General features: G+C 66.6%; 26 protein-coding genes. 11 read left to right on the top strand and 15 right to left on the bottom strand.

Annotation, left to right across the window (positions count from 1 at the left end; translation table 11 throughout):
* Nucleotides 1–53: 53 nt before the first annotated feature.
* A complete protein-coding gene (locus tag OJF58_RS13020; RefSeq protein ID WP_300784893.1) occupies nucleotides 54–2,219 on the top strand; it encodes a N,N-dimethylformamidase beta subunit family domain-containing protein in 2,166 nt (721 codons plus the stop codon).
* On the opposite strand, the gene OJF58_RS13015 is transcribed toward OJF58_RS13020, so the two are convergent.
* Genes OJF58_RS13015 through OJF58_RS13000 form a run of 4 tightly spaced genes read right to left on the bottom strand, consistent with a single transcriptional unit; the run spans nucleotide 2,191 to nucleotide 6,078 of the window.
* Nucleotides 2,191–2,676, bottom strand: coding sequence for a low molecular weight protein-tyrosine-phosphatase (locus OJF58_RS13015; protein WP_300784891.1), 486 nt, complete (start codon nucleotides 2,674–2,676; stop codon nucleotides 2,191–2,193). The two genes, OJF58_RS13020 and OJF58_RS13015, sit on opposite strands and share 29 nt — an antisense overlap.
* Nucleotides 2,673–3,788 (bottom strand): CoA transferase, encoded by a 1,116-nt coding sequence (locus OJF58_RS13010; RefSeq protein ID WP_300784888.1) that lies wholly within the window; start codon nucleotides 3,786–3,788, stop codon nucleotides 2,673–2,675. Before OJF58_RS13010 ends, OJF58_RS13015 begins: the two co-directional genes overlap by 4 nt.
* The gene (locus OJF58_RS13005) at nucleotides 3,785–4,924 is read right to left on the bottom strand and encodes a CoA transferase (protein WP_300784886.1); all 1,140 of its coding nucleotides are present in this window, start codon (nucleotides 4,922–4,924) and stop codon (nucleotides 3,785–3,787) included. The genes OJF58_RS13010 and OJF58_RS13005 overlap by 4 nt, the downstream gene beginning before the upstream one ends.
* Nucleotides 4,921–6,078, bottom strand: a complete 1,158-nt coding sequence (locus OJF58_RS13000) for an acyl-CoA dehydrogenase family protein (RefSeq protein ID WP_300784884.1) — start codon at nucleotides 6,076–6,078, stop codon at nucleotides 4,921–4,923. Before OJF58_RS13000 ends, OJF58_RS13005 begins: the two co-directional genes overlap by 4 nt.
* Before the next feature lie 163 nt (nucleotides 6,079–6,241).
* Here OJF58_RS13000 and OJF58_RS12995 point away from each other — a divergent pair, with 163 nt between their 5' ends.
* The 4 genes from OJF58_RS12995 to OJF58_RS12980 are packed head-to-tail and all read left to right on the top strand — an operon-like array spanning nucleotide 6,242 to nucleotide 8,520.
* On the top strand, nucleotides 6,242–6,487 hold the full coding sequence (locus OJF58_RS12995; RefSeq protein WP_300784882.1) for an AbrB/MazE/SpoVT family DNA-binding domain-containing protein: 246 nt from the start codon (nucleotides 6,242–6,244) through the stop codon (nucleotides 6,485–6,487).
* The gene (locus OJF58_RS12990) at nucleotides 6,487–6,819 is read left to right on the top strand and encodes a type II toxin-antitoxin system PemK/MazF family toxin (protein ID WP_300784880.1); all 333 of its coding nucleotides are present in this window, start codon (nucleotides 6,487–6,489) and stop codon (nucleotides 6,817–6,819) included. The genes OJF58_RS12995 and OJF58_RS12990 overlap by 1 nt, the downstream gene beginning before the upstream one ends.
* A 7-nt stretch (nucleotides 6,820–6,826) precedes the next feature.
* The gene (locus OJF58_RS12985; protein ID WP_300784878.1) at nucleotides 6,827–7,369 is read left to right on the top strand and encodes a mismatch-specific DNA-glycosylase; all 543 of its coding nucleotides are present in this window, start codon (nucleotides 6,827–6,829) and stop codon (nucleotides 7,367–7,369) included.
* Nucleotides 7,366–8,520, top strand: a complete 1,155-nt coding sequence (locus OJF58_RS12980) for a DUF1254 domain-containing protein (protein ID WP_300784876.1) — start codon at nucleotides 7,366–7,368, stop codon at nucleotides 8,518–8,520. Before OJF58_RS12985 ends, OJF58_RS12980 begins: the two co-directional genes overlap by 4 nt.
* On the opposite strand, the gene OJF58_RS12975 is transcribed toward OJF58_RS12980, so the two are convergent.
* The 6 genes from OJF58_RS12975 to OJF58_RS12950 form a co-directional block, all read right to left on the bottom strand.
* Entirely contained in the window at nucleotides 8,513–9,358 is an 846-nt protein-coding gene (locus OJF58_RS12975) for a carbohydrate ABC transporter permease (RefSeq protein ID WP_300784875.1), read from the bottom strand. The genes OJF58_RS12980 and OJF58_RS12975 overlap by 8 nt on opposite strands.
* A 1-nt stretch (nucleotide 9,359) precedes the next feature.
* Complete coding sequence (locus OJF58_RS12970) at nucleotides 9,360–10,292, bottom strand: sugar ABC transporter permease (protein ID WP_300784874.1); 933 nt, start codon at nucleotides 10,290–10,292, stop codon at nucleotides 9,360–9,362.
* Entirely contained in the window at nucleotides 10,289–11,326 is a 1,038-nt protein-coding gene (locus OJF58_RS12965) for an ABC transporter ATP-binding protein (RefSeq protein ID WP_300784872.1), read from the bottom strand. The genes OJF58_RS12970 and OJF58_RS12965 overlap by 4 nt, the downstream gene beginning before the upstream one ends.
* Before the next feature lie 126 nt (nucleotides 11,327–11,452).
* Nucleotides 11,453–12,808: an extracellular solute-binding protein gene (locus OJF58_RS12960; RefSeq protein WP_300784870.1), complete on the bottom strand. Its 1,356-nt coding sequence runs from the start codon at nucleotides 12,806–12,808 to the stop codon at nucleotides 11,453–11,455.
* Between the two features lie 195 nt (nucleotides 12,809–13,003).
* Nucleotides 13,004–13,762, bottom strand: a complete 759-nt coding sequence (locus OJF58_RS12955; protein WP_300784869.1) for a Crp/Fnr family transcriptional regulator — start codon at nucleotides 13,760–13,762, stop codon at nucleotides 13,004–13,006.
* A 113-nt stretch (nucleotides 13,763–13,875) separates the two neighbouring features.
* Nucleotides 13,876–14,331, bottom strand: a complete 456-nt coding sequence (locus OJF58_RS12950) for a metallopeptidase family protein (RefSeq protein ID WP_300784867.1) — start codon at nucleotides 14,329–14,331, stop codon at nucleotides 13,876–13,878.
* Nucleotides 14,332–14,465: 134 nt separating this feature from the next.
* Here OJF58_RS12950 and OJF58_RS12945 point away from each other — a divergent pair, with 134 nt between their 5' ends.
* From OJF58_RS12945 to OJF58_RS12930, 4 genes are read left to right on the top strand one after another with little or no spacing between them, the layout of a single operon-like run.
* Nucleotides 14,466–15,383 (top strand): ABC transporter permease, encoded by a 918-nt coding sequence (locus OJF58_RS12945; protein ID WP_300784866.1) that lies wholly within the window; start codon nucleotides 14,466–14,468, stop codon nucleotides 15,381–15,383.
* Nucleotides 15,384–15,409: 26 nt separating this feature from the next.
* Nucleotides 15,410–16,255, top strand: a complete 846-nt coding sequence (locus OJF58_RS12940) for an ABC transporter permease (protein WP_300784865.1) — start codon at nucleotides 15,410–15,412, stop codon at nucleotides 16,253–16,255.
* Nucleotides 16,252–17,205, top strand: coding sequence for an ABC transporter ATP-binding protein (locus tag OJF58_RS12935; RefSeq protein WP_300784864.1), 954 nt, complete (start codon nucleotides 16,252–16,254; stop codon nucleotides 17,203–17,205). The genes OJF58_RS12940 and OJF58_RS12935 overlap by 4 nt, the downstream gene beginning before the upstream one ends.
* The gene (locus OJF58_RS12930; protein ID WP_300784862.1) at nucleotides 17,202–18,134 is read left to right on the top strand and encodes an oligopeptide/dipeptide ABC transporter ATP-binding protein; all 933 of its coding nucleotides are present in this window, start codon (nucleotides 17,202–17,204) and stop codon (nucleotides 18,132–18,134) included. The genes OJF58_RS12935 and OJF58_RS12930 overlap by 4 nt, the downstream gene beginning before the upstream one ends.
* Nucleotides 18,135–18,254: 120 nt before the next feature.
* Here the strand turns inward: OJF58_RS12930 and OJF58_RS12925 are convergent, their stop codons facing one another.
* Nucleotides 18,255–19,784, bottom strand: a complete 1,530-nt coding sequence (locus OJF58_RS12925) for an ABC transporter substrate-binding protein (protein WP_300784861.1) — start codon at nucleotides 19,782–19,784, stop codon at nucleotides 18,255–18,257.
* A gap of 48 nt (nucleotides 19,785–19,832) precedes the next feature.
* Here OJF58_RS12925 and OJF58_RS12920 point away from each other — a divergent pair, with 48 nt between their 5' ends.
* Both OJF58_RS12920 and OJF58_RS12915 read left to right on the top strand, forming a co-directional pair.
* A complete protein-coding gene (locus OJF58_RS12920) occupies nucleotides 19,833–20,168 on the top strand; it encodes a 4a-hydroxytetrahydrobiopterin dehydratase (protein WP_300784859.1) in 336 nt (111 codons plus the stop codon).
* A 136-nt stretch (nucleotides 20,169–20,304) separates the two neighbouring features.
* The gene (locus OJF58_RS12915) at nucleotides 20,305–20,697 is read left to right on the top strand and encodes a hypothetical protein (protein ID WP_300784858.1); all 393 of its coding nucleotides are present in this window, start codon (nucleotides 20,305–20,307) and stop codon (nucleotides 20,695–20,697) included.
* Between the two features lie 65 nt (nucleotides 20,698–20,762).
* On the opposite strand, the gene OJF58_RS12910 is transcribed toward OJF58_RS12915, so the two are convergent.
* Genes OJF58_RS12910 through OJF58_RS12895 form a run of 4 tightly spaced genes read right to left on the bottom strand, consistent with a single transcriptional unit; the run spans nucleotide 20,763 to nucleotide 23,334 of the window.
* Nucleotides 20,763–21,050 carry a hypothetical protein gene (locus tag OJF58_RS12910; RefSeq protein WP_300784856.1) on the bottom strand — a complete coding sequence of 96 codons (288 nt, stop codon included), beginning with the start codon at nucleotides 21,048–21,050 and terminating at the stop codon, nucleotides 20,763–20,765.
* 16 nt (nucleotides 21,051–21,066) lie between these two features.
* Complete coding sequence (gene dmeF, locus OJF58_RS12905; protein WP_300784854.1) at nucleotides 21,067–22,074, bottom strand: CDF family Co(II)/Ni(II) efflux transporter DmeF; 1,008 nt, start codon at nucleotides 22,072–22,074, stop codon at nucleotides 21,067–21,069.
* 10 nt (nucleotides 22,075–22,084) lie between these two features.
* A complete protein-coding gene (locus OJF58_RS12900) occupies nucleotides 22,085–22,327 on the bottom strand; it encodes a DUF3297 family protein (RefSeq protein WP_300784853.1) in 243 nt (80 codons plus the stop codon).
* A gap of 29 nt (nucleotides 22,328–22,356) precedes the next feature.
* Nucleotides 22,357–23,334 (bottom strand): hypothetical protein, encoded by a 978-nt coding sequence (locus OJF58_RS12895; RefSeq protein ID WP_300784851.1) that lies wholly within the window; start codon nucleotides 23,332–23,334, stop codon nucleotides 22,357–22,359.
* Between the last annotated feature and the right edge of the window lie 10 nt (nucleotides 23,335–23,344).

Here is a 23,344-nt window from a genome sequence, read left to right as displayed (position 1 = left end):
GCATTTCTCTCAACATTGGGGCGACTATATCGTTCGGTGAGGGGGAGACAAACGTGACAGCTCCGTTGATCGGCTACAGCGACCGCATCTCGGCACGCGCCGGCGAAAAGATCGCCTTCAGGATTTCGAGCGTCGGACCGGAGCCCTATCGTGCAACCCTGGTGCGTATTGTGCGCGGAGATCCGAACCCGAGCGGGCCGGCCCCCAAGATCGAAAATCTCCACGCCGTCTTCGACGACGTGTTCCCCTCGCGCGAGCAGCGCGCCTGGCCTGGCTCCTACGGCATCGTCGGCGGTGCCTGCTCGCTCGACCCGCTGCCATCGCTGTCGCTCGAGGCGCTGATCTGGCCGACCTTGCCCGCCGACCAGCCACAGGCCGTCATGTCGCGCCGCGACCCCGCGACCGGCGCAGGCTTCTCCCTCCTGCTGACAGCCGACGGCATCGCGCTGGAGGTCGGCGATGCGAGGGTCGTCGTCGGCAAGCCCTTGCGAAGCCGAGCCTGGTATCGCGTATGGGCCAGCGCCGATCCGACCACGGGCGTGCTGCGCGTGGGCCAGCAACCGCTGAAGCGTGCGCACGCCGTGGACGACGAGGGCGAAGCGACGATGGCGGCGCGCCTGCCTCTTGCTCTCGACGCGGCGCGGCCGCTCCTGATTGCGGCCGAGCAGGCGACCGATCGGCCCGCGCGCCGCTGCTTCAACGGCAAGATCGAGGCGCCGTCGATCGCGGGGGTTGCCGCCTGGGATTTTTCGCGCCGCATCGACACGCTCGAGATCGAGGATGCCGGTCCGAACGGCCTGCACGGCCGCCTGGTGAACCTGCCGGCACGCGCGATGAAGGGCGCCAACTGGACCGGCGCGGAGCGCGACTGGAAGCACGCGCCTCACCATTACGCCGCGATCCATTTCCACGACGACGACCTGCATGACTGCGGCTGGCAGGATGATTTCGTCTTCACGATCCCGGACGATCTCGGGAGCGGCGTCTACGGCATGGCGCTTTCCTGCGGACCGCACCGCGACCTCATTCCCTTCTTCGTCCTGCCCCGGCGCGGCAGGCCGCAAGCCAAGGTCTGCTACCTCGCCGCCACCTTCACCTATCAGGCCTACGGCAACCACCAGCGGCACCTGTTCGATGCCGCGTTCCGCAAGCGCGTCGCCGATTGCAAGGCCTTCCCGCACAATCCCGACGACCACGACGACTACGGCCTCTCGACCTACAATCTCCATCGCGACGGCTCGGGCAACGCCTATGCCTCGCTGCTCAGGCCCCTTCTCACCTGGCGGCCCGACTATCTCTATTTCAACGACGACATCGGCTCGGGCCTGCGTCACCTGCCTGCCGACACCCATCTCACCGGCTGGCTCGACCGCATGGGCATCGCCTTCGACGTCGTCACCGACCACGATCTCGACTGCGAGGGCGCAGCCCTCCTCGCCCCCTACAAGGTGGTGCTCACCGGCTCGCATCCCGAGTACCACACGGAGCACACGCTCGATGCCCTGCAGCGTTACGCCGAGACGGGCGGCCGGCTGATGTATCTCGGCGGCAACGGCTTCTACTGGCGCGTCGCCGTATCGGACAAGATGCCGGGCGCGCTCGAAGTGCGGCGCGGCGAAGGCGGCATTCGGAGCTGGGCCGCCGAGCCCGGCGAGTACTACCACGCCCTCGACGGCGCCTATGGCGGGCTGTGGCGACGGTCGGACCGACCGCCCAATCTCCTGTGCGGCGTCGGCTTCTCGAGCCAGGGCACCTTCACGGGCGAAGCCTATCGCCGTGCGCCCGCTTCCCATGACGCCCGTTATGCCTGGATCTTCGAGGGCGTGCAGGGCGATCTGTTCGGCCAGCGCGGCTTCTCCGGCGGCGGCGCGGCCGGCTTCGAGATCGACCGTTGCGATCGCGGGCTGGGCAGCCCGCCCAACACTGTCGTGCTCGCCTCTTCGGAGGGCCATGATCCCAGGAATTATGTCGTCGTGCACGAGGAGCGGCTGGCCTTCGCGACGACCCTTTCCGGCGAGGCGCTGGACCAACTCGTCCGCGCCGACATGGTCTATGTCGAGAAGCCCAACGGTGGCGCGATCTTTTCCGTGGGCTCGATCACCTACTGCGGTTGCCTGCCGGTCGATGACTTCGACAACGACATCTCGCGCCTCACCTTCAATGTCCTCGATCGCCTGGGCGAGCTCGGCCTCACCTGGCCGTTTCGACCAAAGGCCTGAAGCGGGTAAGCAGACTGGCACAGCCCTTTTCGATCAAATCGAGCGCCTGCTCGTAGTCGCGCGCCCGACCGCCGAAGGGGTCGGGAACGTCGAGCGAGCGCGCATCGGGCGCATATGCCAGGAACATCTGCGGCCGATCGACCAGCTCGCGCGGCGCCATCCAGCGCAACGCCGCGAGATGGCTGCGGTCCATCGCCAGGGGATAGTCGAATCGAGCGATATCCTCGCTGAGGAGCGACCGGGCGCGATGGTCCGAAAGATCGTAGCCGCGCCGCTTCGCCGCCTCCACCGCCAGTCGCGATGCTGATTGCCCGACATGGCCGATGGATGTCCCAGCCGAGTCGATCCGGAAGGCGTCCGCCAACCCTGCACGTCGAGTCATCGCCCGGAACACGCCCGCCGCCATGGGCGAGCGGCAGATATTGCCGGTGCAGACGAACAGGATGCCGATCGTCATGGCCGACGGAGGCCTACGATCTCCTCCGTATGCTCGCCCAGTAACGGCTCGCGATAGAGTGGCCGTGACGGCTCGTCCCTGAAGCGGACGACGGGTGCGAAATGCTTGCGGCCGTCATCCACCGTCAGCACGGCTCCACGCTTCAGGAGGTTCGGATCGGCGATCGCTTCGGGGAGCGTGTTCACCGGGCCATAGCAGATGTCGAGCCCGGCGAGCCAATCCATCCAGTGCGCCAGCGGCTTCTGGCGGAAGGTCGTTTCGAGAAAGTCCATCGCCGGCTTCTGATGCGCGCCCGGCCATTCGCACAGTGGCGCCAGCTCCGGCCTGCCGAGGGCATTCAGCAGGTTCTTCACGAACTTCATCTCCTGGCCGGCCAGCACCAATTGGCGGCCGTCGGAAGTGTCGTAGATGCGGTAGAAGGCCGAACCGCCGGTCGTGCGCTGCCGTTTGACGTCGGGCTGCCTGTCCTCGGTGAAGGCCGTGCCGACGACATTGGCGCAGGAGGCCATCAGCGCCTCGTGCATCGAGATATCGATATAGTCGCCCTTGCCGGTGGTCTGGCGCCGCAGCAGCGCCATCAGCACGCCGCTCAGGCCATGCAGTCCGCTCACCACGTCGGCGATGGGTATGCCGGGAATGGCCGGCCGGCCGTCATCGCCCAGCGTCAGGCTCAGAACGCCGGTCATCGCCTCCAGCGCGAGATCGTGGGCCGCGCGACCGGGATAGGCGCCGTGCTGGCCGAACGCCGAGATCGAGCAATAGACGATGCCGGGATTCTTCGTCTTCACCGCATCGTAGCCGATGCCGAAACGGGCGGCGACGCCCGGGCGGAAGGACTCCACGATCACGTCGGCCTCGCAGCAGAGCCGGAACAGATCGACTCGTCCCTGCTCGCTCTTGAGGTCGAGCACGACGCTCTTCTTGCCGCGCGCCATGTTGCGGAAGAAGACCGAGCTGCGCTCGTCCATGGGCCGGATATGCCGGCCGGGATCGCCCTCGCCCGGCGGCTCGATCTTGACCACCTCGGCGCCGTGGTCGGCCAGCGCGGTGGTGAGATAGGGTCCGGGCAGGAACCAGGAGAGATCGACGACCTTGATGCCTTCGAGCTTCATGACGACCTTTCCAGCAGCGACTCGTTGTCGGCGCCGAGCGGCGCGCAGGCCGTCTGCTCCAGTCGCTCGCCGTCGATGCGGATGGGGTTGGCGAGCACGCGCAGTCGCCCTTTTTGCGGATGCGGCACCGACGAGACCATGCCCGAGGCGCGGGCGAAGGCGCTGTCGAGTGCGCGGTCGAGGCGATAGACGGGGGCGGCCGGCAGGAGGCCGGTGAGTTTTGCCAGCCATTCGTCCGTCGTGCGCGTGCGGAAAGTTGGATCGAGCGCCTCGGTGAGCGCCGCGCGGCTGCGCGCGCGAGCATTGGGGTCCGGGAAACGCGGATCATCCGGAAGATCGGGCCGGCCGATCGCCTGGCAGAGCGCCAGCCAGAATTTCTGGGTCATGCACATGATGTAGATCCAGCCGTCCTTGGTCGGAAAGGTCTGGACCGGCGCGAGCGAGAGATGCGCGCTGCGCGGCAGGCGTGGCGAGACATCGCCCTCGTTGAGATACCACAGGCCAGGATAGGTGAGCTGATGCATGGCGACGTCGTAGAGACAGGTATCGACGTCGCAGCCCTGGCCGGTGGCGCGTGCACGCAGCAGGCAGCTCAGCAGGCCGACGATGCCGGTGAGGCCGCTCATGCTGTCGATCAACGACACACCGACGCGGGCCGGCGGCGCGTCGGGCTCGCCGGTCAACTCCATCAGGCCGGCCTCGGCCTGCATCAGGAAATCGTAGCCCGGCCAGTCCTTGCGCTCGCCGGTGCGGCCGTAGGCCGAGATGTGCAGGCAGACGATCGAGGGCTTGAGCGGCGCGAGGCTCGCGTAGTCGATCCCCAGCTTGGCGGGCTGCGTGCCGCGCAGGTTGTTCACCACGCAATCGGCGGTCTTGACCAGCGCCTCGAACTGCCGCCGGCCCTCGGACGACTTGATGTCGAGCGCGACGCTCTTCTTGCCGAGATTCCAGGCCTGGAAATATTGGCTGTCGTCGGCCCCCAGACGGTGCGGGCCGACCTGACGGCTGGGATCGCCTTCGGGCGGCTCGATCTTGATGACCTCGGCGCCGAGTTCGGCCAGGAACATGGTGCCGTAAGGTCCGGCGCCGAACTGCTCCAGCGTGAGAATGCGGATGCCTTCGAGCGGCTTGTTCATGCGACGGCGTTCCGCTTCAGCCACTGGCGGGCGATGATCAGGCGCTGCATCTCGTTGGTGCCCTCGCCGATGCAGGTGAGCGGCGCATCGCGATAGAGCCGCTCGATGTCGTACTCCTTGGAATAGCCATAGGCGCCGTGGATGCGCATCGATTCGGTGCTGTTCTCCAGCGCCGCCTCCGAGGCGAAGTATTTCGCCATGCCCGCCTCCATGTCGCAGCGCTCGCCGCGGTCGAAGGCTCGCGCGGCATCGAGGGTGAGCAGCCGCGCCGCCCGCGCGCGCGTCGCCATCTCGCCGAGCTTGAGCGCGATCGCCTGGTGCTCGGCGATCGGCTTGCCGAAGGTCTTGCGGATCTGCGCGTAGCTCGTCGCCAGCCCGAGCGCGCCCTCGGCAATGCCGACGCCGCGCGCGGCCACGTTGATGCGGCCGAGCTCCAGCCCGCCCGCCACCTGGGTGAAGCCGCGGCCCTCGACCTCGCCGATCAGGTGATCGGCCGGGACGCGATAATCCTGGAAGACGAGCTCGCCGGAATCGATCGACTTGTAGCCGAGCTTCTCGAGCTTGCGGCCGACCTTGAAGCCCGGTCCTTTGGGCGCGATGAAAAGACTCATGCCGGAATAGCGCGGCTGGGCCTCCGGATTGGTCTTCACCAGGAGGGCGAAGCAGGAGCCCTCGATGCCGTTGCTGATCCAGGTCTTGGTGCCGTTGATCACATAGTGATCGCCCTCGCGCCGCGCCGTCATGCGGATCGCCTGGAGGTCGGTGCCCGCATCGGGCTCGGTGAGCGCCAGCCCGCCGCGGACCTCGCCCGACGCGAATCTGGGCAGCCAATGCCGCTTCTGCGGCTCGGTGCCGAACTTCTCCACGGCCAGCGCCAGCATCAGATGCGAGTTGAAGATGCCGGTGATCGCCATCCAGACCGCGGAGATGCGCATCACGATCTCGGCATAGGTCGTGGCCGGCAGGCCGAGCCCGCCATAGTCCGGCGAGACGGTGGCGCCGAACAGGCCGAGCTCCTTCATCTGCTCGACGATCTCGGCCGGCCATTTGTCGGCATGGTCGAATTCCTTGACGCGCGGCGCCACCTCGCGCGCGATCCAGCGGTCGATGGTGGCCAGAAGCTGCGCCTCGTCCGCGGAGTCGATCTTGTCCATGTGTTCCTCCGGCGGCCATCTTGCCCGGCGACATCGGGCGAACAAGATCGGGGCCTCCTCTGACGTGCCTCAAGTTCCGCTCTGCCCGGCGAGGGGGTGTTATTGAGATATCTCTGCAAAGCGGCTATCTTTTGGATATACAAACCAGCTGACCGAGGCAACCGTGCCGGTTCAAGTGACGCTGACAAAATGGGGCAACAGCCTCGGGCTGCGGGTGCCACGCGATCTCGCCGCCCGGCTGGGTCTCTCCGAAGGTGCGCGCGTCGACATAGAAGCGTCCGACGATGGACGTATCATCGTGACGCGCTCGCGGCGCCGTTTCACGCTGGACGAACTGCTGGCTGACATGACGCCCGGTCGCGAGCATCCGTTGGAAGACGACCGACCTGCGGGTTCGGAACTCCTTTGATGGCACTGCCCGATCGCGGCAGCCTCATTTGGCTCGAGTTCTCGCCGCAAGCCGGAAGCGAACAAGCCGGCCGACGTCCTGGTATCGTATTGACGCCGCTGCGCTATCATCAGCGCTCCCGGCTGGCGATTGTCTGTCCAATCACCAGCCGCGAACGGGGCTGGCCAATGGAGGTCAAGCTGCCGCCGGGCCTGGCGATTGGCGGCGTTGTTCTTGTCGATCATGTTCGAAGCATCGATCGAGAGGCGCGAAAGATGGAAGTCGTCGGACAGGCGCCACAAGGCGTGCTCGACGAAATCGATGCGCGTCTTGCTCCGTTGCTCAACCTTTGACCTCAAGATGAGACAAGCAGCGAACGATGAAGGGCATCTCGTACCAGACCTGCTGGCGCCGGGGCTCGATCTCGTGTTCTGCGGCACCGCCCCCAGCCCGGCCTCCTACGCCGCCCGCGCCTACTACGCCAATCCCGGCAATGCCTTCTGGGCGACATTGCATGCTGTCGGCCTCACACCCGAGCGGCTCACGCCCCAGCGCTATCCCGAACTCCTGTCCTGGCGGATCGGCCTCACCGACCTCAACAAGACCGAGTACGGTTCCGATCACGAGCTGAGCGTCCACGCCATGGACGCCAAGGCACTGCATGTGAAGCTGCGCAAGTTCCGTCCGGCCGCGGTCGCCTTCACCAGCAAGAACGCCGCCTCGATCGGCCTCGGCAGAAAGGCTCCCGCCTATGGCCGACAGGCCGAGACGCTCGAAGGCGCCGCCGTCTTCGTGCTGGCCTCGCCGTCCGGCCGGGCGCGCTCCTTCTGGACCATCGAGCCCTGGCGTGCCGTGGCTGACTTCGTCATGGAACGACGTCAGCTCCGCGAGCGATCGGCATGACCCTCGGCCGGCGCGTCCTGCTCGCCGGCGTGGCCTCTTTCGCCGCCTGCGTCCAGCGTGCCGCCAGCAAGGACACACTGCGTCCGCTGGCCCGGCACGCCGCCCTCTATCTCACGCCGCTGGCACGGATGTTCGCGCGCCGTCACCGCGACACGGTCGAACTGGGCCGCAGGCTCAACAGCCTGCACTGGGGCGCAGGTCCCGTGGACGGCGTGCTGGCCGGTTCCGCCTGGCTCGATCTGTCGGCCGGCCCCCTGTTCCTCACCCTGCCGCCGATGGGAACGCGCTTCTACAGCGCGGCCTTCATCAATCCCTTCACCGACGCCTTTGCCCATGTCAGCAGCCGCGTGTCGGGGGAGATGCCGCCGCCGTGCCTGGTCGCCGGCCCGTCGTGGCATGGCGACGTCGAGAAAGGCGTGACCCTCCTGCAGGCGCCGGCGCGTACGGTGTGGCTGCAGCTTCGCATCGCCGTGGCGGACTCCCGGCAGGATCTCGAGACGGCGCAGAACCTGCAAGCCCGCAGCCTCCTGGAGACGCCCGACAAGCGCAACGAGCGGCGCATCCTCGAGATGCGCGAGCTGATGCGCTCGCGCACCGAGCTTCCCCCAGAGCCTGTCGTCGATTGGGATCCGCCGCGGCCGGACCGGCGCTTCGATCTCCTGGACACCGGCCTCGCCTTTCTGGCCGAGTGCGAGCTCTCCGAGAGCGATCGCGAGGTGCTCGACGAGCTCGCGCCGCTGCGGCTCCACTCCGGTCGCCGCTTCGATGCCCGCGCCTTCAGCGATGCGGAGCGCGACGCGATCGCCGCAGGCCTCGCCGACGCCGCGGCCGAGATCGCCGCCGCTGGACCGTCGTTCGGGCAGCTGCTGGACGGATGGCGCTACCCGGGCCGCAATCTCGGCCGGTTCGGCACCGACTATCTCTATCGCGCCTTCATCGCCACCACCGCGCTCGGGGCGCCGGTCCCGGCCGAGATCCTCGACCTCGTGGCGGAAACCGAGGGCCGGTTCGACCCGCCCACGCCCTTGCCGGCGCGCAGCGTGCGCTGGCTGGCCGAGCGGCGCACCGCGCGCTTCTTCCAGCCAGAGACCACGCTGATCGAGGGGCGTTATCGGCTCGCGCCACCGCGGCCTGTCGGCGCGCCTACTTGACCGCGCCGCCGGTGATGCCGCTGATGAAGCGGTCGAGGAAGAGGTTGTAGGCGATGGCGACTGGAATGCTGGTGATCAGGGCGGCCGCCATCAGCTCGCCCCAGTAGTAGACATCGCCGCGAACGAGATCGGTCGCCACGCCCAGCGTGACGGGCTTCTGGTCGGAGGAGGAGATGAAGGTCAGGGCGTAGACGAACTCTTGCATGGTGAGCGTGAAGGCGAAGATCACCACGGTCAGGATCGCCGGCAGGGACAGCGGCAGGATGGTCTTCACGAACGCACCCGGCATCGTGCAGCCGTCGACGATGGCAGCCTCGTCGATCTCGCGCGGGATCGACTTGAAGAAGCCCATGAGCAGCCAGGTGCAGAACGGAATCGTGAAGGTCGGATAGACGACCACCAGCGACCAGATCGAGTCCTGGAGGCCGAGCCACGAAACGATCCGGGCCAGCGGCAGGAAAAGCAGGGTCGACGGCACCAGATAGGTGAGGAAGATGCCGATGCCGAGATTCTCGGCGCCGCGGCCCGGCAGCCGGGCGAGGCTGTAGCCGGCCGGCAACGAGACGACCAGGGTGATGGCGACCACGCACACCCCGATGATCGCGGTGTTCAGGACCCAACGCAGGAACAGCGTCTTCTGCAAGAGATACTCGATATGCTCGAGCGTCGGCGGCGCGTTGAACCAGTAGGGAATGGACTGGAGATTGTAGAGGTCGCCGTCCGCCTTGAAGCTCGTGATCAGCATCCAGTAGAACGGGAAGGCGGCAAACAGCACCAGCACCACGACCGCGCTGTAGAAGGAGCCCGTCAGGCCGATCCGGCGTGCAACCGCGTTCATGTCAGATCTCCCGGCGGCGCAGTGCGCGCAGCATCACGATCACCGCCACCAGCAGGAACGGGAACATGAACAGGCAGATCATTGCCCCGTGCGCGACGTCGCCCGACAGGATGCCGACCTGGAAGGCGAGCGAGCCCAGCACCTGGGTGCTGTTCATCGGCCCCCCCATGGTCAGGAGATAGACGACGCTCAGGTCCGTGAAGGTGAAGACGGTGCCGAAGATCAGGGCGATCACCACGATCGGCGCGATGATCGGCATGATGATCTGGTAGTTCCGCCGCCAGAAGCCGGCTCCGTCGACAGTCGCCGCATCGAGCACATCCTTCGGCACCGATGCGTAGCCGGCGAGGAAGATGATCACGCCGAACGGAAACAGCCGCCAGGCCTGAACCGTCATGACTGCAGCGAATGCCAGGTCCTGCTGGCCCAGCCACTGCGGCTGGTTGGCGACGTCGACCAGGCCGGCGGCGACCAGGGTCCAGTTGATGACGCTGTAGAGGGAATCGAACATCCACTTCCAGGCGAGGGTCGCGAGCGATATCGGGACCGCCCAGGGCAGGATGACCAGCGCGCGTGCGAGGCCGCGCCCGGGGAACTCCTTCATCAGCAGCATGGCACCGATCTTGCCCAGCAGCAGGCCGATGGCCTGCGAGCCGATCGTGAACATCAGTGTGTTCCAGAGAGCGTGCCGGAAGATGTCGCTCTCGAACACGTCGTACAGGTTCTTGAGCCCCACGAACCGGTAGCTGGGATCGAAGATCGAATAGGCGCTCACGCTGTAATAGAGCGCGAGCAGGAAGGGCAGCCCGACGAGCGCGAAAACGTAAAGGACTGCCGGGGCGATGAACATCGGCCCCATGAACTCGGTGCGGTCGAGCAGGAAGCGCGGCCGGCGTGCTACGGCGCGGCGGCGGGGCTCGGCGATTGCGGTCATTGGAGTGCTCCCTGGCCGCCTTCGACGCGGCGTCCGTCGGGACCGAAGAAGTGCAATTCGCTTCGACGCACGGCGAAGGCATGCTTGTTGCCGGCATGGATGCCGTCGCTGGCGGCATGAGCAGGCAGCTTGGCGGTAATCACACGCTTCGCCGTGCGGCCCACGATCGTGCCATAAAGAACCCGCTCGGACCCGAGATACTCCATGCGCTCGACGACGAACGGAAACTCGGCGAGCGCCGATCCGTTCAGCATCTCGCGCGGCAGGAAGTGTTCCGGCCGGAAGCCCAGCGACCCGCCGTCGCGTTCGATGAGATTCATCGGCGGCGTGCCGAGGAAGGTGGCCACGAACTCGTCGGCCGGCCTGTCATAGATCTCCGTCGGCGTGCCGAGCTGGCGCAGCGTGCCATGGTCGATCACGGCGATACGATCGCCCATGCCCATGGCTTCGACCTGATCGTGCGTGACATACACCGTGCTCGTCTGCACCATCTGCTGGAACTGCTTCAGCTCGCTGCGCGCACTCGTTCTCAGCTTGGCGTCGAGGTTGCTGAGGGGCTCGTCGAGCAGGAACACGGTCGGCTCGCGCACGAGCGCGCGCGCCAGGGCGACGCGCTGGCGCTCGCCACCCGAAAGCTGCCGCGGCTTGCGGTTGCGCAGGTGATCGATACTCAGCAGCTTGGTCGCCCATTCGACCTTGCGCGCGATCTCGGCGCGCGGTGTCTTCTGGGTGCGCAACGGAAAGGCAATGTTGTTCGCCACGGTGAGGTGCGGATAGAGGCCGTAGCTCTGGAACACCATGGCGATGCCCCGCGCGCGCGGCGGCATCTCGTTCACGACCTCGCCGCCGATCAGGACATCGCCCGAGGTCTGGTGCTCGAGGCCCGCAAGGATGCGCAGGAAAGTGGTCTTGCCGCAACCCGAAGGGCCCAGCAGGACGAGAAACTCACCATCGTGCACCGACAGGCTGATGTCGTTCACGGCAAAGACGTCGCCGAATTGCTTCTTTATGTGGCTGGCCGCGACTATTGCCATCTTGCGTTTCCTCAATATAGGTCGATTTGCGCGTGAAGGGCGCCCGGGTAACGCTCGCCGTGCCGCGGCGGCGCCGTCGGGGCGCCACCGCGGAGAGAGACGGACGATCCGATGGGAATCCGGCCTTTAGGTACGGCCAGCCCACTTCTTGTAGATGCCCTCGACCTCCTGGGTCGCCCACTTCACCGCTTCCTCCGGCGTCATCTTGCCGGTCGCGGCCTTGGCCATCATGTCAGGAATGATGAAGTTGTTGGCGACCTCGTCGGCCGCCGGGCTCGCCGGTCCCGGATAGCCGAAGACGACGCACCAGTCGTCGGCCGTCTCCAGCACCTTCAGCTTGTCGGACGGATGCGACGTGGGATCGTCCGAGAAGATCGGCATCGGCTTCGGCACCAGGTTCGGGAACAGGGGATGGTTGTACCCCGTGGCGGCGATGAAGGCGTCCTTCCAGTGGGCGCAATAGTCCTTGAGGAAGGCGGTCGCCGCCTCCTTGTTCTTCGCGAAATCCCAGATGATGTAGGAGTTCGGAGCGCCGGCGGCGAGACGACGCACCGGCCCGGCGGGGGTCTTCAGCACGAAGATCTTGTCGGCGAGCGCCGGGTTCGATTTCTGGATGGTGCGGTAGGCCGAAATCGGATTGTGGATCATCGAGCCGCGGCCTGACGCGAGGAAGCGGTTGTTGCTGGAGTCGTCCCACGACAGCACCTCGGGCGTCTCGGCCTCCGTGTAGAGCGCCTTGACGAACTTCACGACCTCGAGGGTCTCCTTCGAGTCGAGGGTGACCTTCTTGCCGGTATCGTCGCAGTAGGAGGCGCCGTAGCTCCACAGCATGCTGTTGTAGGAGTTGTTCGGATCGACCGAATGGCCAAGGCCGATGCCGACTGGATGGCCCTTGGCCTTCAGCTTGGCACCTCCCTTGCGCACATCGTCCCAAGTGTCGGGCTTCATGCCGATCTCGTCCCACAGATCCTTGCGGTACAGGACCGGGAAGTCGATATAGTAGTCGGGGAACGCGACCCACTTTTTCGTCGTGGTGTCGTAGGCGACCTGCTGGCCGATCTTGCTGACCTTGCCGTACTTCTTCTCCAGCTCCTCCACCAGGGGCGTCATGTCCATGGTGCTCTTCTCGAAGAGGTGCGGGCCGCCCGATCCGTTGAAGCCGAAGATGTCGTGGCCCGCCCGGGCGCTGACCTCGGCCGCCGCGCGCGCCGGCAGCTCGAGATGTGGGATGTGGTCGATGGTGGCGTCGATACCGTTCTTCTTCCCCCATTCGTGGACGAAGCCGTCGATCCACGTGTCGTATGCAGGGACGAAGTGGCTCCACTGGATGATCTTGAGGGTCTTGGTGTCGGCCAGCGCCCTCGACACGAACGGCGCGCCAATCGCCGGCGCAAGGCCCAAGGTACCGGCCACGGCGCCGGTCTTCTGCAGGAACATTCGCCGTGAGACGGTGCGAAGACCCGTCTTCTTTCCCATGCGCATGCGTCGCCTCCTAATGGTTTTCGTTGTCGCCGTGCGCTTCCCTTGATGTCGCGGAGATCGAGTTTGACCACGCCGATCGGCTCGAATCGGCAAGCGCCTCCCCAGTTGGCCGAAACACGCTGCCGCAACGCGGAAGCGGCCGCCTTAGCCTAAATCGTTGATCTAAATTAAGACCGCAGAACTACTAATAGGGGGCTATAGCCCTGGAATACGCAGCCGGCCGAGATTTGCGCGGTCGAAGTCCGAGACCCGGGCGAGCGCCGAAACATCGAGGCAGATAAGCCGCGTTCCTTCGATCGCGATCAGGCCGTCTTCGCGCAGCCGGCGCAACGTGCGGTTGACGTGCGGCACGCTGAGCCCCAGTGCATCGGCCATGAGTTCCTGCGTCATCGGCAGGGCGTAGGAGTGATCGTCGGCGGCAAATCCGACGATCTGCAAACGAAACAGCAGCTCCAGCAGAAGATGTGCGACGCGCTCATAGGCCGATTGGCGGCCGACCCGGATCAAATGCTCGGCGTAGAGCGCCGCCTCGTGGCCGGCCAGCCAGAACATGGCCGTGCCCAGCCGTGGATAGCGCTGGAAGAGGTCGAACAACGTGGTGAAGGGAATGGAGCAGGCGACAGCCTCGGTCAGACTCGCGATCGAGTACAGGCAATTGTCGAACAGGCTGCCCGGCAGGCCGACGAAGTCGCCGGGCAGGACGAGGCTGAGGATCTGCCGTCGTCCGTCGTGAAGCACCTTGTAGCGGATCGCCATGCCGCGATTCAGGACGCAGACATGCCGATAGGCATGACCGGCGGTCATGATATCGATGCCAGCCCGGACCTTGACGAAGTCGGCCTGGATGTCCTCCAGGTGCTCGCGCTCGCGCGCGGTCAGATCGACGAACCGCGACAGCTTGGCGATCAAGGGCCCCTTCAGAATACTCAAATCGGACGGACTCGGGATCGTCATGGCTTCTCCCGCCGACGTCCTCCCCGGGTCTTCCAAGGCTAATCTAGATCAATGATGCTTGCAAAGGTCTGCTGGCGAGCGGCCCTCGGCTGCCGCGCTCGTCCAGCAGCCGGCTAGGCGCTCGGTCGGGCGCGCCTGGACTCTTCCTCGGCCTTGGCCTCGATCGCTTCCATGTCGTCATCGCTCAGGCCGAAGTGATGGCCGATCTCGTGGATCAGCACATGGCGCACGATGTGCGACAGGTCCTCCTGCGACTCGCACCAGTAGTCGAGGATCGGACGGCGATAGAGGAAGATGCGGTCGATGTCGTTGGCGACATGGCCTGCGCCGCGCTCGACCATCGACACGCCCTGGTAGAGGCCGAGCACGTCGAAGGGCGTGTCGAGCTCCATCGCCTTCTCGACCTCGTCCGATGGGAAGTCGTCGACCTGTATGCGGACGTTGCCGACATGCCGACGAAACTCTTCCGGAATCGTCGCCAGCGCCTCGGCGGCGATGGCTTCGATATCCTCCAGCGATGGCGCAACACCGAAACTGGGCGTGCGCCGCGGATTGGTGAAGACCGGCATCCCTCCCCCATATCGCAGCCCGGGACGCTCGCCAAGGTCCCGGCATGACCGATTATTCACCGTCTGCGCCGCCTGCCGGCACGCAATTCGATGGGTCGCCTTCCCGTCCGAATCGCTTTAAGCTTGAGCCGCGCATGCTTCGTTTTCTTGTTCGCCGGCTGATCGTGGCCGTGCTCGTCGCGGCGACGGTGATGATCCTCGCCTTCGTCCTCACCCGACTCTCGGGTGATCTCGCCGTTTCCATTGCCGGGCCGAACGCGACCCAGGCCGACGTGGACGCGGTCCGCAAGGCCTATGGTCTCGATCGGCCCCTGATCACCCAGTTCTTCGATTGGGCCGCCCGCGCGGCCACCGGGGACCTGGGGGACAGCTACTTTTTCAAGACGCGGGTGTCGGCGCTGATCGGCGAGCGGATGCCGGTGACCCTGACGCTCGGCCTGACCGGGCTTGTGATCGCGCTCCTGATCTCGCTGCCGCTCGGCATCCTGGCGGCGGTGCGCGAGAACACGGCGCTCGACCGGGTCGTGCAGCTCGTGGCGCTGCTCGGCCAGGCGATGCCCTCCTTCTGGCTCAGCCTGCTGCTGATGATCCTGTTCGGCCTGAAGCTCGGCTGGCTGCCGATCTCGGGCACCGACTCCTGGCAGAGCTACATCATGCCCGGCGTCGTGCTGGCCTTCTCTGCGATCCCTGCCCTCACCCGGCTCACGCGCGCCGGCATGATCCAGGCGATGGGCTCGGACTATATCCGTACGGCCCGCGCCAAGGGGCTGTCGCGCGCCTCGATCCTCCTGAAGCATGCGCTGCGCAACGCGGCCATCCCGGTGGTGGCCATCGCCGCCGTGCAGCTCGGCTTCATGCTGGGCGGCTCCATCGTGATCGAGCAGGTCTTCGCCCTGCACGGCGTGGGCTTCCTCGCCTGGGAGAGCATCGCCAAGAACGACTTTCCCGTCGTGCAATCCGTTGTGCTCGTGCTCGCCGTGATCTATGTCGCGCTCACCATGTTCGCAGACCTGATGAACGCCGTCCTCGATCCGCGGCTGCGCCGCGCATGAGCATTACCGCACCTGCAGTAAAATCCTTGCGGGGTCCGAGGCGCGGCTGGCGCAGCGCCGGCACCTGGTTCGGCGCCGTCATCGTCGGCCTCGCGGCCTTCTGCGCGGTCTTCGCCCCGCTCCTCGTGCCGCACGATCCGTTCGCGCAGGATCTCGGCAAGCGCCTGCTGGTGCCGTTCTGGATGGAAGGATCGGATCCCCACCATCTCCTGGGCACCGACCAGCTCGGCCGGGATTATCTTTCGCGGCTAATCTGGGGTTGCCGCATCTCGATGCTGATCGGCGTCACCGTGAGCGTCGTCTCGGGCCTGATCGGCATCACGCTCGGCGTGCTGGGCGGCTTCCTGGGCGGCCGAGCCGACGATGTCGTGATGTTCGCGATCGCCACGCGCCTCTCGCTTCCCGTGGTGCTGGTGGCGCTGGCGGTCGTGGGCCTTCTCGGCAGCTCGATGACGCTGCTGGTGATCACGCTCGGCCTGCTGCAATGGGACCGCTTCGCCGTCGTGTCGCGCGCCACGACGATGCAGGTGCGCAACCTCGACTATGTCGCCGCCGCCTGGTGCGCCGGCTGCTCGCGCTTCCGCATCCTCGCGCGCGAGGTGCTGCCCAACATCGCGAGCCACCTCGTCGTGGTGGCCACGCTCGAGGCCGCCCTCGCCATCCTCCTGGAGGCGGCGCTCTCCTTTCTCGGCCTCGGCGTCCCGCCGCCGCTGCCGTCGTGGGGCCTGATGATCGCCGAGGCCAAGGACTACATGTTCTTCAGCCCCTGGGTGATCATGATCCCGGGCGCCGCTCTGTTCGTGCTGGTCCTTGGCATCAACCTGCTGGGCGATGGCCTGCGCGACCAGTTCGGCGCGAGGTCCGAGCCGTGACGGCGCTGCTGGAGGTCGAGCGCCTGCGGGTGAATTTCCGCGCCACGGCCGCGGTGCGCGGCGCCTCGCTCGCGGTGGCGCGCGGCGAGACCCATTGCCTGGTGGGTGAATCGGGCTGCGGCAAGTCGGTGACGGCGCTGGCGGTGATGAACCTCCTGGCGCGCGGCGGCGAGCGGCACGCCGAGCGGCTGGCATTCGAGGGCCAGGATCTCCTGAAGCTGCCGGAGCGCGGCATGGCGCGGCTGCGCGGCAACGCCATGGCCATGATCTTTCAGGAGCCGATGACCAGCCTCAATCCCGCCTACACGATCGGCTCGCAGATGACCGAGGTGCTGCGCCGGCACAAGGGCGCGAGCCAGCGCGCCGCCACCGACCGCGCGGCCGATCTGCTGGCGCGTGTCGGCATCACGGCACCGGGCATGAGACTGGGCCAGTTTCCGCACCAGCTCTCGGGCGGCCTGCGTCAGCGCGTGATGATCGCCATGGCGCTGATGTGCGAGCCGAGACTTCTGATCGCCGACGAGCCGACGACCGCGCTCGATGTCACGGTGCAAGCGCAGATCCTGCGGCTGCTCGCCGGGCTGCAGCGCGATCTCGGCCTCGGACTGCTGCTGATCACCCACGATCTCGGCATCGTGGCCCGCGTGGCCACCCGGGTGTCGGTCATGTACGCGGGCGAGGTCGTGGAGAGCGCGCCCACGGCGGAGCTGTTCGCCAATCCGCGCCATCCCTACACGCAAGGCCTGCTGCGCTGCGTGCCGGTGCCGGGCAAGATCCGGCGCGACCAGCCGCTCGGCGCCATTCGCGGCACGGTGCCGCGCATCGGCGCAGGCTTCGCGGGCTGCGCCTTCCGCGAGCGCTGCGACCTCGCCGACGAGACGTGCCGGAACGCGATCCCGCGACACAGCGCGAGTGCGGCGCACGACTATCTCTGCCGGCTGCCGGCATGACCGCCGCGATCGATGTCCGCGGCGTCGCCAAGACCTTCGCGGCGGGCAAGGGCCGCGTCGTGGCGGTCGACGAGGTCTCCTTCTCGATCCCGCCCGGCGGCGTGCTGGGCGTGGTGGGCGAATCGGGCTGCGGCAAGAGCACACTCGCGCGCGTGATCCTGGGCCTGCTCGCGCCAGACCGGGGCGAGGTGGAGATCGAAGGCCGCAAGCTGGCAGGCCTCGATCGCAAGGCGCGGGCGCGCCTGATCCAGCCCGTGTTCCAGGATCCCTTCTCCTCGCTCAACCCCCTGGCGCGCATCCGCGACATCGTCGCCCTGCCGCTGGTGGCGCAAGGTGCGCTGGGCCGCACCGAGATCGCCTACAAGGTCGACGAGATGCTGAGACGGGTCGGCCTCAGCGCCGAGATGGGCCGCCGCCTGCCCGCCGAGCTTTCCGGCGGCCAGCGCCAGCGCGTCGCCATCGCCCGCGCCCTGGTCCTGCGGCCGCGCATCGTGGTGTGCGACGAGCCGACCTCGGCGCTCGACGTCTCGGTGCAGGCGCAGATCCTCAACCTGCTGGCCGAGCTCCGGCGCGATCTCGGTCTCACCTATCTCTTCATCAGCCACAATCTCGCCGTCGTCGAGCATGTCGCGAGCGAAGTGGCCGTGATGTATCTCGGCCGGCTGGTCGAGCGCGCACCGACCGAACAGCTGTTCGCCCGGCCGGAACATCCCTACACGAAGGCGTTGCTCGCCTCGGTGCTGACGCCGGAGCCGGGACTCGGCGTGCCCGACGTCGGGCTGGGCGACACGCTGCCCGACCCGGCCAACATTCCACCCGGCTGCCGCTTCCATCCGCGCTGTCCGGTCGCCCAGCCGCGCTGCGCCAGCGAGACGCCGCCCTTCAAGCCGCGGCCGGGCGGCGGGGTGGAGTGTCTGTTGGTGCCGTGAAGAAGTCTTCGGTTGCAGGAGATGGTGTCATCCCGAGCGTGAACTCAGGGGGATCTTTGGCGAAGCCGATCAAAGATCCCTTCGTTCGGGATGACAGCAATGGCTGCTCGGAAGTGCGTATCACTTCCACTTCGCAAGGTAGAACCGCGGCAGCTCGTCCGGGAAGGTCGGGAAGTCGAGCTCCTTCGAGAAGGCGTAGGTGTTGACGTAGGTGTTGATCGGCAGCCAGTAGGCCTTCTCCGTCTCGAGCTTGATCGCCTTCGAGTAGGCCTCGAGGCGGTCCTCCTTGTCGGCGGTGGCACCGCCGGCCGCCACGAGCTTCTCGAGCTCGGGATCCTTGGAATAGTTGTCGCCCGCGCCCTCGCCGAACATCACCGGCAGGATCGCCGACACGTCGTTGATCGAGTAGCTGCCCCAGCTTCCCATGTAGAGCGGCGCCTCGCCGCGATGCGACTTGTCGATGGCGGGCGCCACCTGGAGCTGGTTGATCTTGGCCCGGATGCCGACCGCCTGGAGATAGCTCTGGATGGCGGCTGGCCACGAGGTCGGCTGCACGTAGGTCACCATCTCGGTATCGAAGCCGTTGGGATAGCCCGCCTCGGCGAGCAGCGCCTTGGCCTTCTTGGGATCGTAGTCGTACTTCACCGCGGCGTTGGCGTCGCAGCCGAACTGGCTGGGGAAGCAGGGTGCGGGCGGTACGCGGCTGCCGCCGGTCACCAGCTTGTCGGCGAATTCCTGGCGGTTGATGGCGTGGAAGATCGCCTGGCGCACCTTGAGCTTGGTCAGCGGATTGCCGGCGCCGGTGCGGCCAGCGGCGTCGATCTGGAGGTAGCCGACGCGCATCGATTCCTGCCGCACCGCCTGCAGGTACGGCACCTTGTTGATGCTGGCGAGCTGGTCGGGATTGATGTTCCAGATCCAGTCGGCGCGCCGGGCGAGCAGTTCCGTCACTTCGGTGGCAAGATCGGGCACGAAGCGCACATGCAGGGTCTTGATCGCCGGCTTGCCCTTGGGCGAGCCCGACCAATAGTCCGCGAAGCGCTCGAAGACGACCTCCTTGCCCTGCTCGTTCTTGACGATCTTGTAAGGACCGGCCCCGACCGGCTTGGCGGCGAAGCCTTCGGGGCCCACCTTCTCGCGATAGGCCTTGGGATGGATCGGCGTCACCATGGCGAGATATTCGAGCGCGGCCGGCGTCGGCCGGCTCATGTGGATGCGCACGGCGGAGTCGCCGGTCTTCTCCGCCTTCTTGATCCAGGAGTAGTTGCTGGGCGTCGCCACCTTGCTCGCCGGATCCGCCGCCATGTTGATGGTGTAGACCACGTCGTCGGCCGAGAGCGGGCTGCCGTCATGGAACTTGACGCCCTGCCGGATCGTAAGATCGAGGGTGCTGGCGTCGGCGAACTTCCACTCGGTGGCGAGCGACGGCTTGATCTCGAAGGTGGCCGGATCGCGATGCACCAGCATGTCCCAGGCCTGGTGCGCCAGAATGAGTCCGGTGCGCTGACTGTTGAAATACATGTCGACATTGGGGACGGCGTCGACGAACTGGATGCGCAGCGTGTCAGCCGCCTTCTGCGCACGGGCGACGGAAGGAGCGACGGCGAGCGACGTGGCGGCGAATATTGCCGAGCGGCGGGTAATCTTCACTAGTCTCAGACCTCCTGTTGGTCGCCGAACCTAGGCTCGGCAGGCCCGATGAGGCAAGCTTTGCGCCACAGGCACAGAAAGAGGAGGACCCGCATGACCGCCAGGTTGACCGGAAAGGCACGCAGCGATGCGCTGGCCGCGCTCACGGGATGGACGGAGGTCGCCGGCCGCGACGCCATCCGGAAGAGCTTCAAGTTCGCCGACTTCAACCAGGCGTGGGGCTTCATGAGCCGCGTCGCCCTGGCGGCCGACAAGGCCGACCATCATCCCGAGTGGTCGAATGTCTACAATCGGGTCGAGATCGTCCTTTCCACCCACGATGCCGGCGGCGTCACCGACAAGGACGTGGCGCTCGCCAGGTTCATCGACCAGGCGGCGGGCTGACCTGTGACGAGGATCGCCATGGCCAAATGATGGCAAGGCGACGTCGAGACGAAGCGCAGGAAGTAGACGCGGCTGAAGAATGGCGGCGGAACAACCCGAGGGCCGCCCCGTTCTAATCCTCACGATGGAGGCCGCCATGGACAATGCGATCGGCACACTCGACAAGTTTCACCTCGGCGTGAGCGCCGATGGCGAGAGCTGCGTGATGGTGTTCATCGACGAAGCGCAGCGCAGCATAAACTGCGTTGCGAACTACACAGAGTTCAATGCGTTCATCTCCAGCCTCAACCACGCCGCGAACGAGATGGCGCGCCGGCGCAGTGCGCTCGGCGATGGCGAGGCGAGCCCCCGCTCCGACACGATGAATATCGCCTCCGCCGCGTTCCAGTTGAACCAGGACGCGGGCTACATCGAAGGTGCGTTGCTGGGCGATGCCGGCGAGGTGATCGGCATCCGAATGTGCCCGGAAGTCGCCTGCCAGCTCACCCGCGCGATGCTGATGTCGGCTCCCGCGGCAAGCACCTGCTGACAGAAAGGGCGCCTCCGGCCTCGGAGGCGCCCTTTCCGTTCCTGCCGGACGCTCTTGCCGGAATGTCAGGCCGGCTTCTTCCGGTTCTGGCCGCGCGGATCGCCGGCCTTGCCCTTGGCTTCCGCAGCCTTCAATTCGGCGGCCTCGTCCGACTCCATGGCCTGCTCGGCCTGCTTCGCAGCCTTGTCGACCTTGCCGTCCTTGATGAATTTGGCGGTCGCCTCGTCATAGGCCCGAGTGCCGCTGTAGCTGCCCTCGCCCTCGATGCCACCCCTGGATTTCGCCTTGTCCTGCGCCTTGTCCTGCATGGCTCGCTCCTTTCGTTCCTCGATAGAACGCAAGGTGAGCGTCAAGGTTACGCCTGTCGGCTCAATGCGCGCCGGCGCAACGATGGACCTCGACCGTGACATGGCTGAGATGCGCCAGGTCGTCGAGCCGCGCCTTGTAGTGCGCCACCGGTTCGGGCGCATGCGAGACCAGCGACACGATGGCGCCATGATGGCCGGGGCCGAGACGCCAGACATGGAGATCGGCAATGCGATCGTCGCCGACCTCGAGGCGCTGGCGGATCGCCTCGCCCAGCTCGCGATCCGGCGCGGCATCGATGAGGACCGCCCCCGCATCGCGGATCAGTCCCCACGACCAGTGCGCAATCACGCAGGCACCGACGACGCCGATCGCCGGATCGAGCCAGCTCCAGCCATAGAAGCGGGCCGCCAGCAGGCCCGCGATCGCCAGCACGGACGTGAGCGCATCGGCCATCACATGCCAGTAGGCGGCGCGCAGGTTGTGGTCATGATGAGGGTGGTGATGGCCATGATCGTCGTGCCGATCGCGGTCGTGCCCATGGTCATGATCGTGCCCATGGTCATGATCGTGCCCATGGTCATGATCGTGCCCATGGTCATGATCGTGCTGGTGCCCTGCCCCCAGAAGCCAGGCGCTCGCCAGATTGACGGCGAGACCGACGCCTGCGATCGCGATCGCCTCGTCGTAGCGGATGGCCACGGGCTGGAACAGACGGCCCACCGACTCGTAGCCGATCAGGAGCGAGATCATGGCGAGCACGATCGCGCTGGTGAAGCCCGCCAGATCGCCGAGCTTGCCGGTGCCGAAGGCGAAGCGTGGATCGCGCGCGTGATTGCGGGCGTAGCGATAGGCGAGCGCCGCGATGCCGAGCGCGCCGGCATGGGTCGACATGTGCCAGCCGTCGGCCAGCAGGGCCATCGAGCCGAACAGCGTGCCGCCCACGATCTCGGCCACCATCATGGCGGCAGTGAGCCCCACCACCAGCCAGGTGCGGCGCTCGTTGCGATCGTGCGCGGCGCCCAGGAAGACATGGTCGTGGCGCCAGTCGGCGAGCGTATGGCTGTGCATCGGCGTCCCGTTACTTCTGGAGATAGGGCTCGACCTTGCCGGTCAGCTTGACGGTGAGCGGGTTGCCCTTGCGATCGACGGTCTTGCCGACCGCAACGCGGATCCAGCCCTCGCTCACGCAGTATTCCTCGACGTTGGTCTTCTCCTGGCCGTCGAACCGGATGCCGACGCCCTTTTGCAGCAGCGCCTCGTCGTAGAACGGACTTCGGGGATTGGTGGACAAGCGGTCGGGCAGCGTACTGGTCTCGGTCATGCCGCGACTATAACACGACGATGCGGCCCTCAAGGCGCCGGGCGAAACACCCAGATTGCTGCAGGGTCCCGGAATGTTGCCCGCACGGCGACGAACAGCCGATCGAGCTCGGGCACGAACAGCGAGGTGCGGGCACCCGACGCCGTCGGAACGTGGCCGAGGCGCACGTACCGGTCTGACCGGCGCTCGAAGATATCGACCACGCCCTCGCCGCAGCTCGCATAGACGCGACGACGCCTGGCATCGACGAACAGATCGTCGGCGTCGTCGCAGAGATCGAGGCGGTCCGCGACGCTGCCGTCGGCCATCCCGAAGGCGACCAGCCTCGCTGGTCGTCGATAGGCGACGAGCACCTGTCGCGCCTCGAAGTCGAGGGCCATCGGGAAGTTGGCGCGCGCGTCGGCAAAGCGCCAGGTCGCGGTCTGATGCCCCGAGGAAAGATCGACCACTGCGACTTGATGTGCATCGGGCACGTTCACGAATGCCCGCCCGTTGTCGAGGTCGAGCTGGAACGACTCAGGATGGGCGGCGAGCGCGATATCTCCGATCTTCGTTCGACTCTGCGGGTCGAGGACAGCCAGTGCGCCGCGGCCATATCCGACCAGCACCCTGTTGCTCCGCGGATCGACGCGGACGTTGTCCGCATCGTCGCCCAAGTCGATCCGTCCTGCCGCATCGAGGCCGGGGCCCTGGAAGAGACGCACCGATCCGTCCCCTCCATTGGCGACGTAGAGCGTGTCCGTTGCCGCCACATAGCCGATGCCCTGCGGCTCGTGCAGGCCAGTGAGCGTCCGCTCGGTCTTCCCGGTCTCGAGATCGACGACGCCGACGCTGTCATTGCCGAGCTCGGCCACGAACAGCCGACCCCGCCCGGGGTCGATGGCGAGATGATCGATCCGGCCGCTCACCCGGCCCAACGGGATCTTCGCCTCGAGCACCAGAAAGTGTGCCGGTTCGCGCGCCGAACCGCCCGAGGCGATGGCGGCGGCTGCAGCGACGATCAGCACTCCGATCCGC

It is taken from the genome of Enhydrobacter sp., assembly GCF_030246845.1.
GTDB lineage: Bacteria > Pseudomonadota > Alphaproteobacteria > Reyranellales > Reyranellaceae > Reyranella.
Note: the sequence above shows the minus strand (reverse complement) of the source record. Positions and strands in the feature narration are given on the sequence as shown.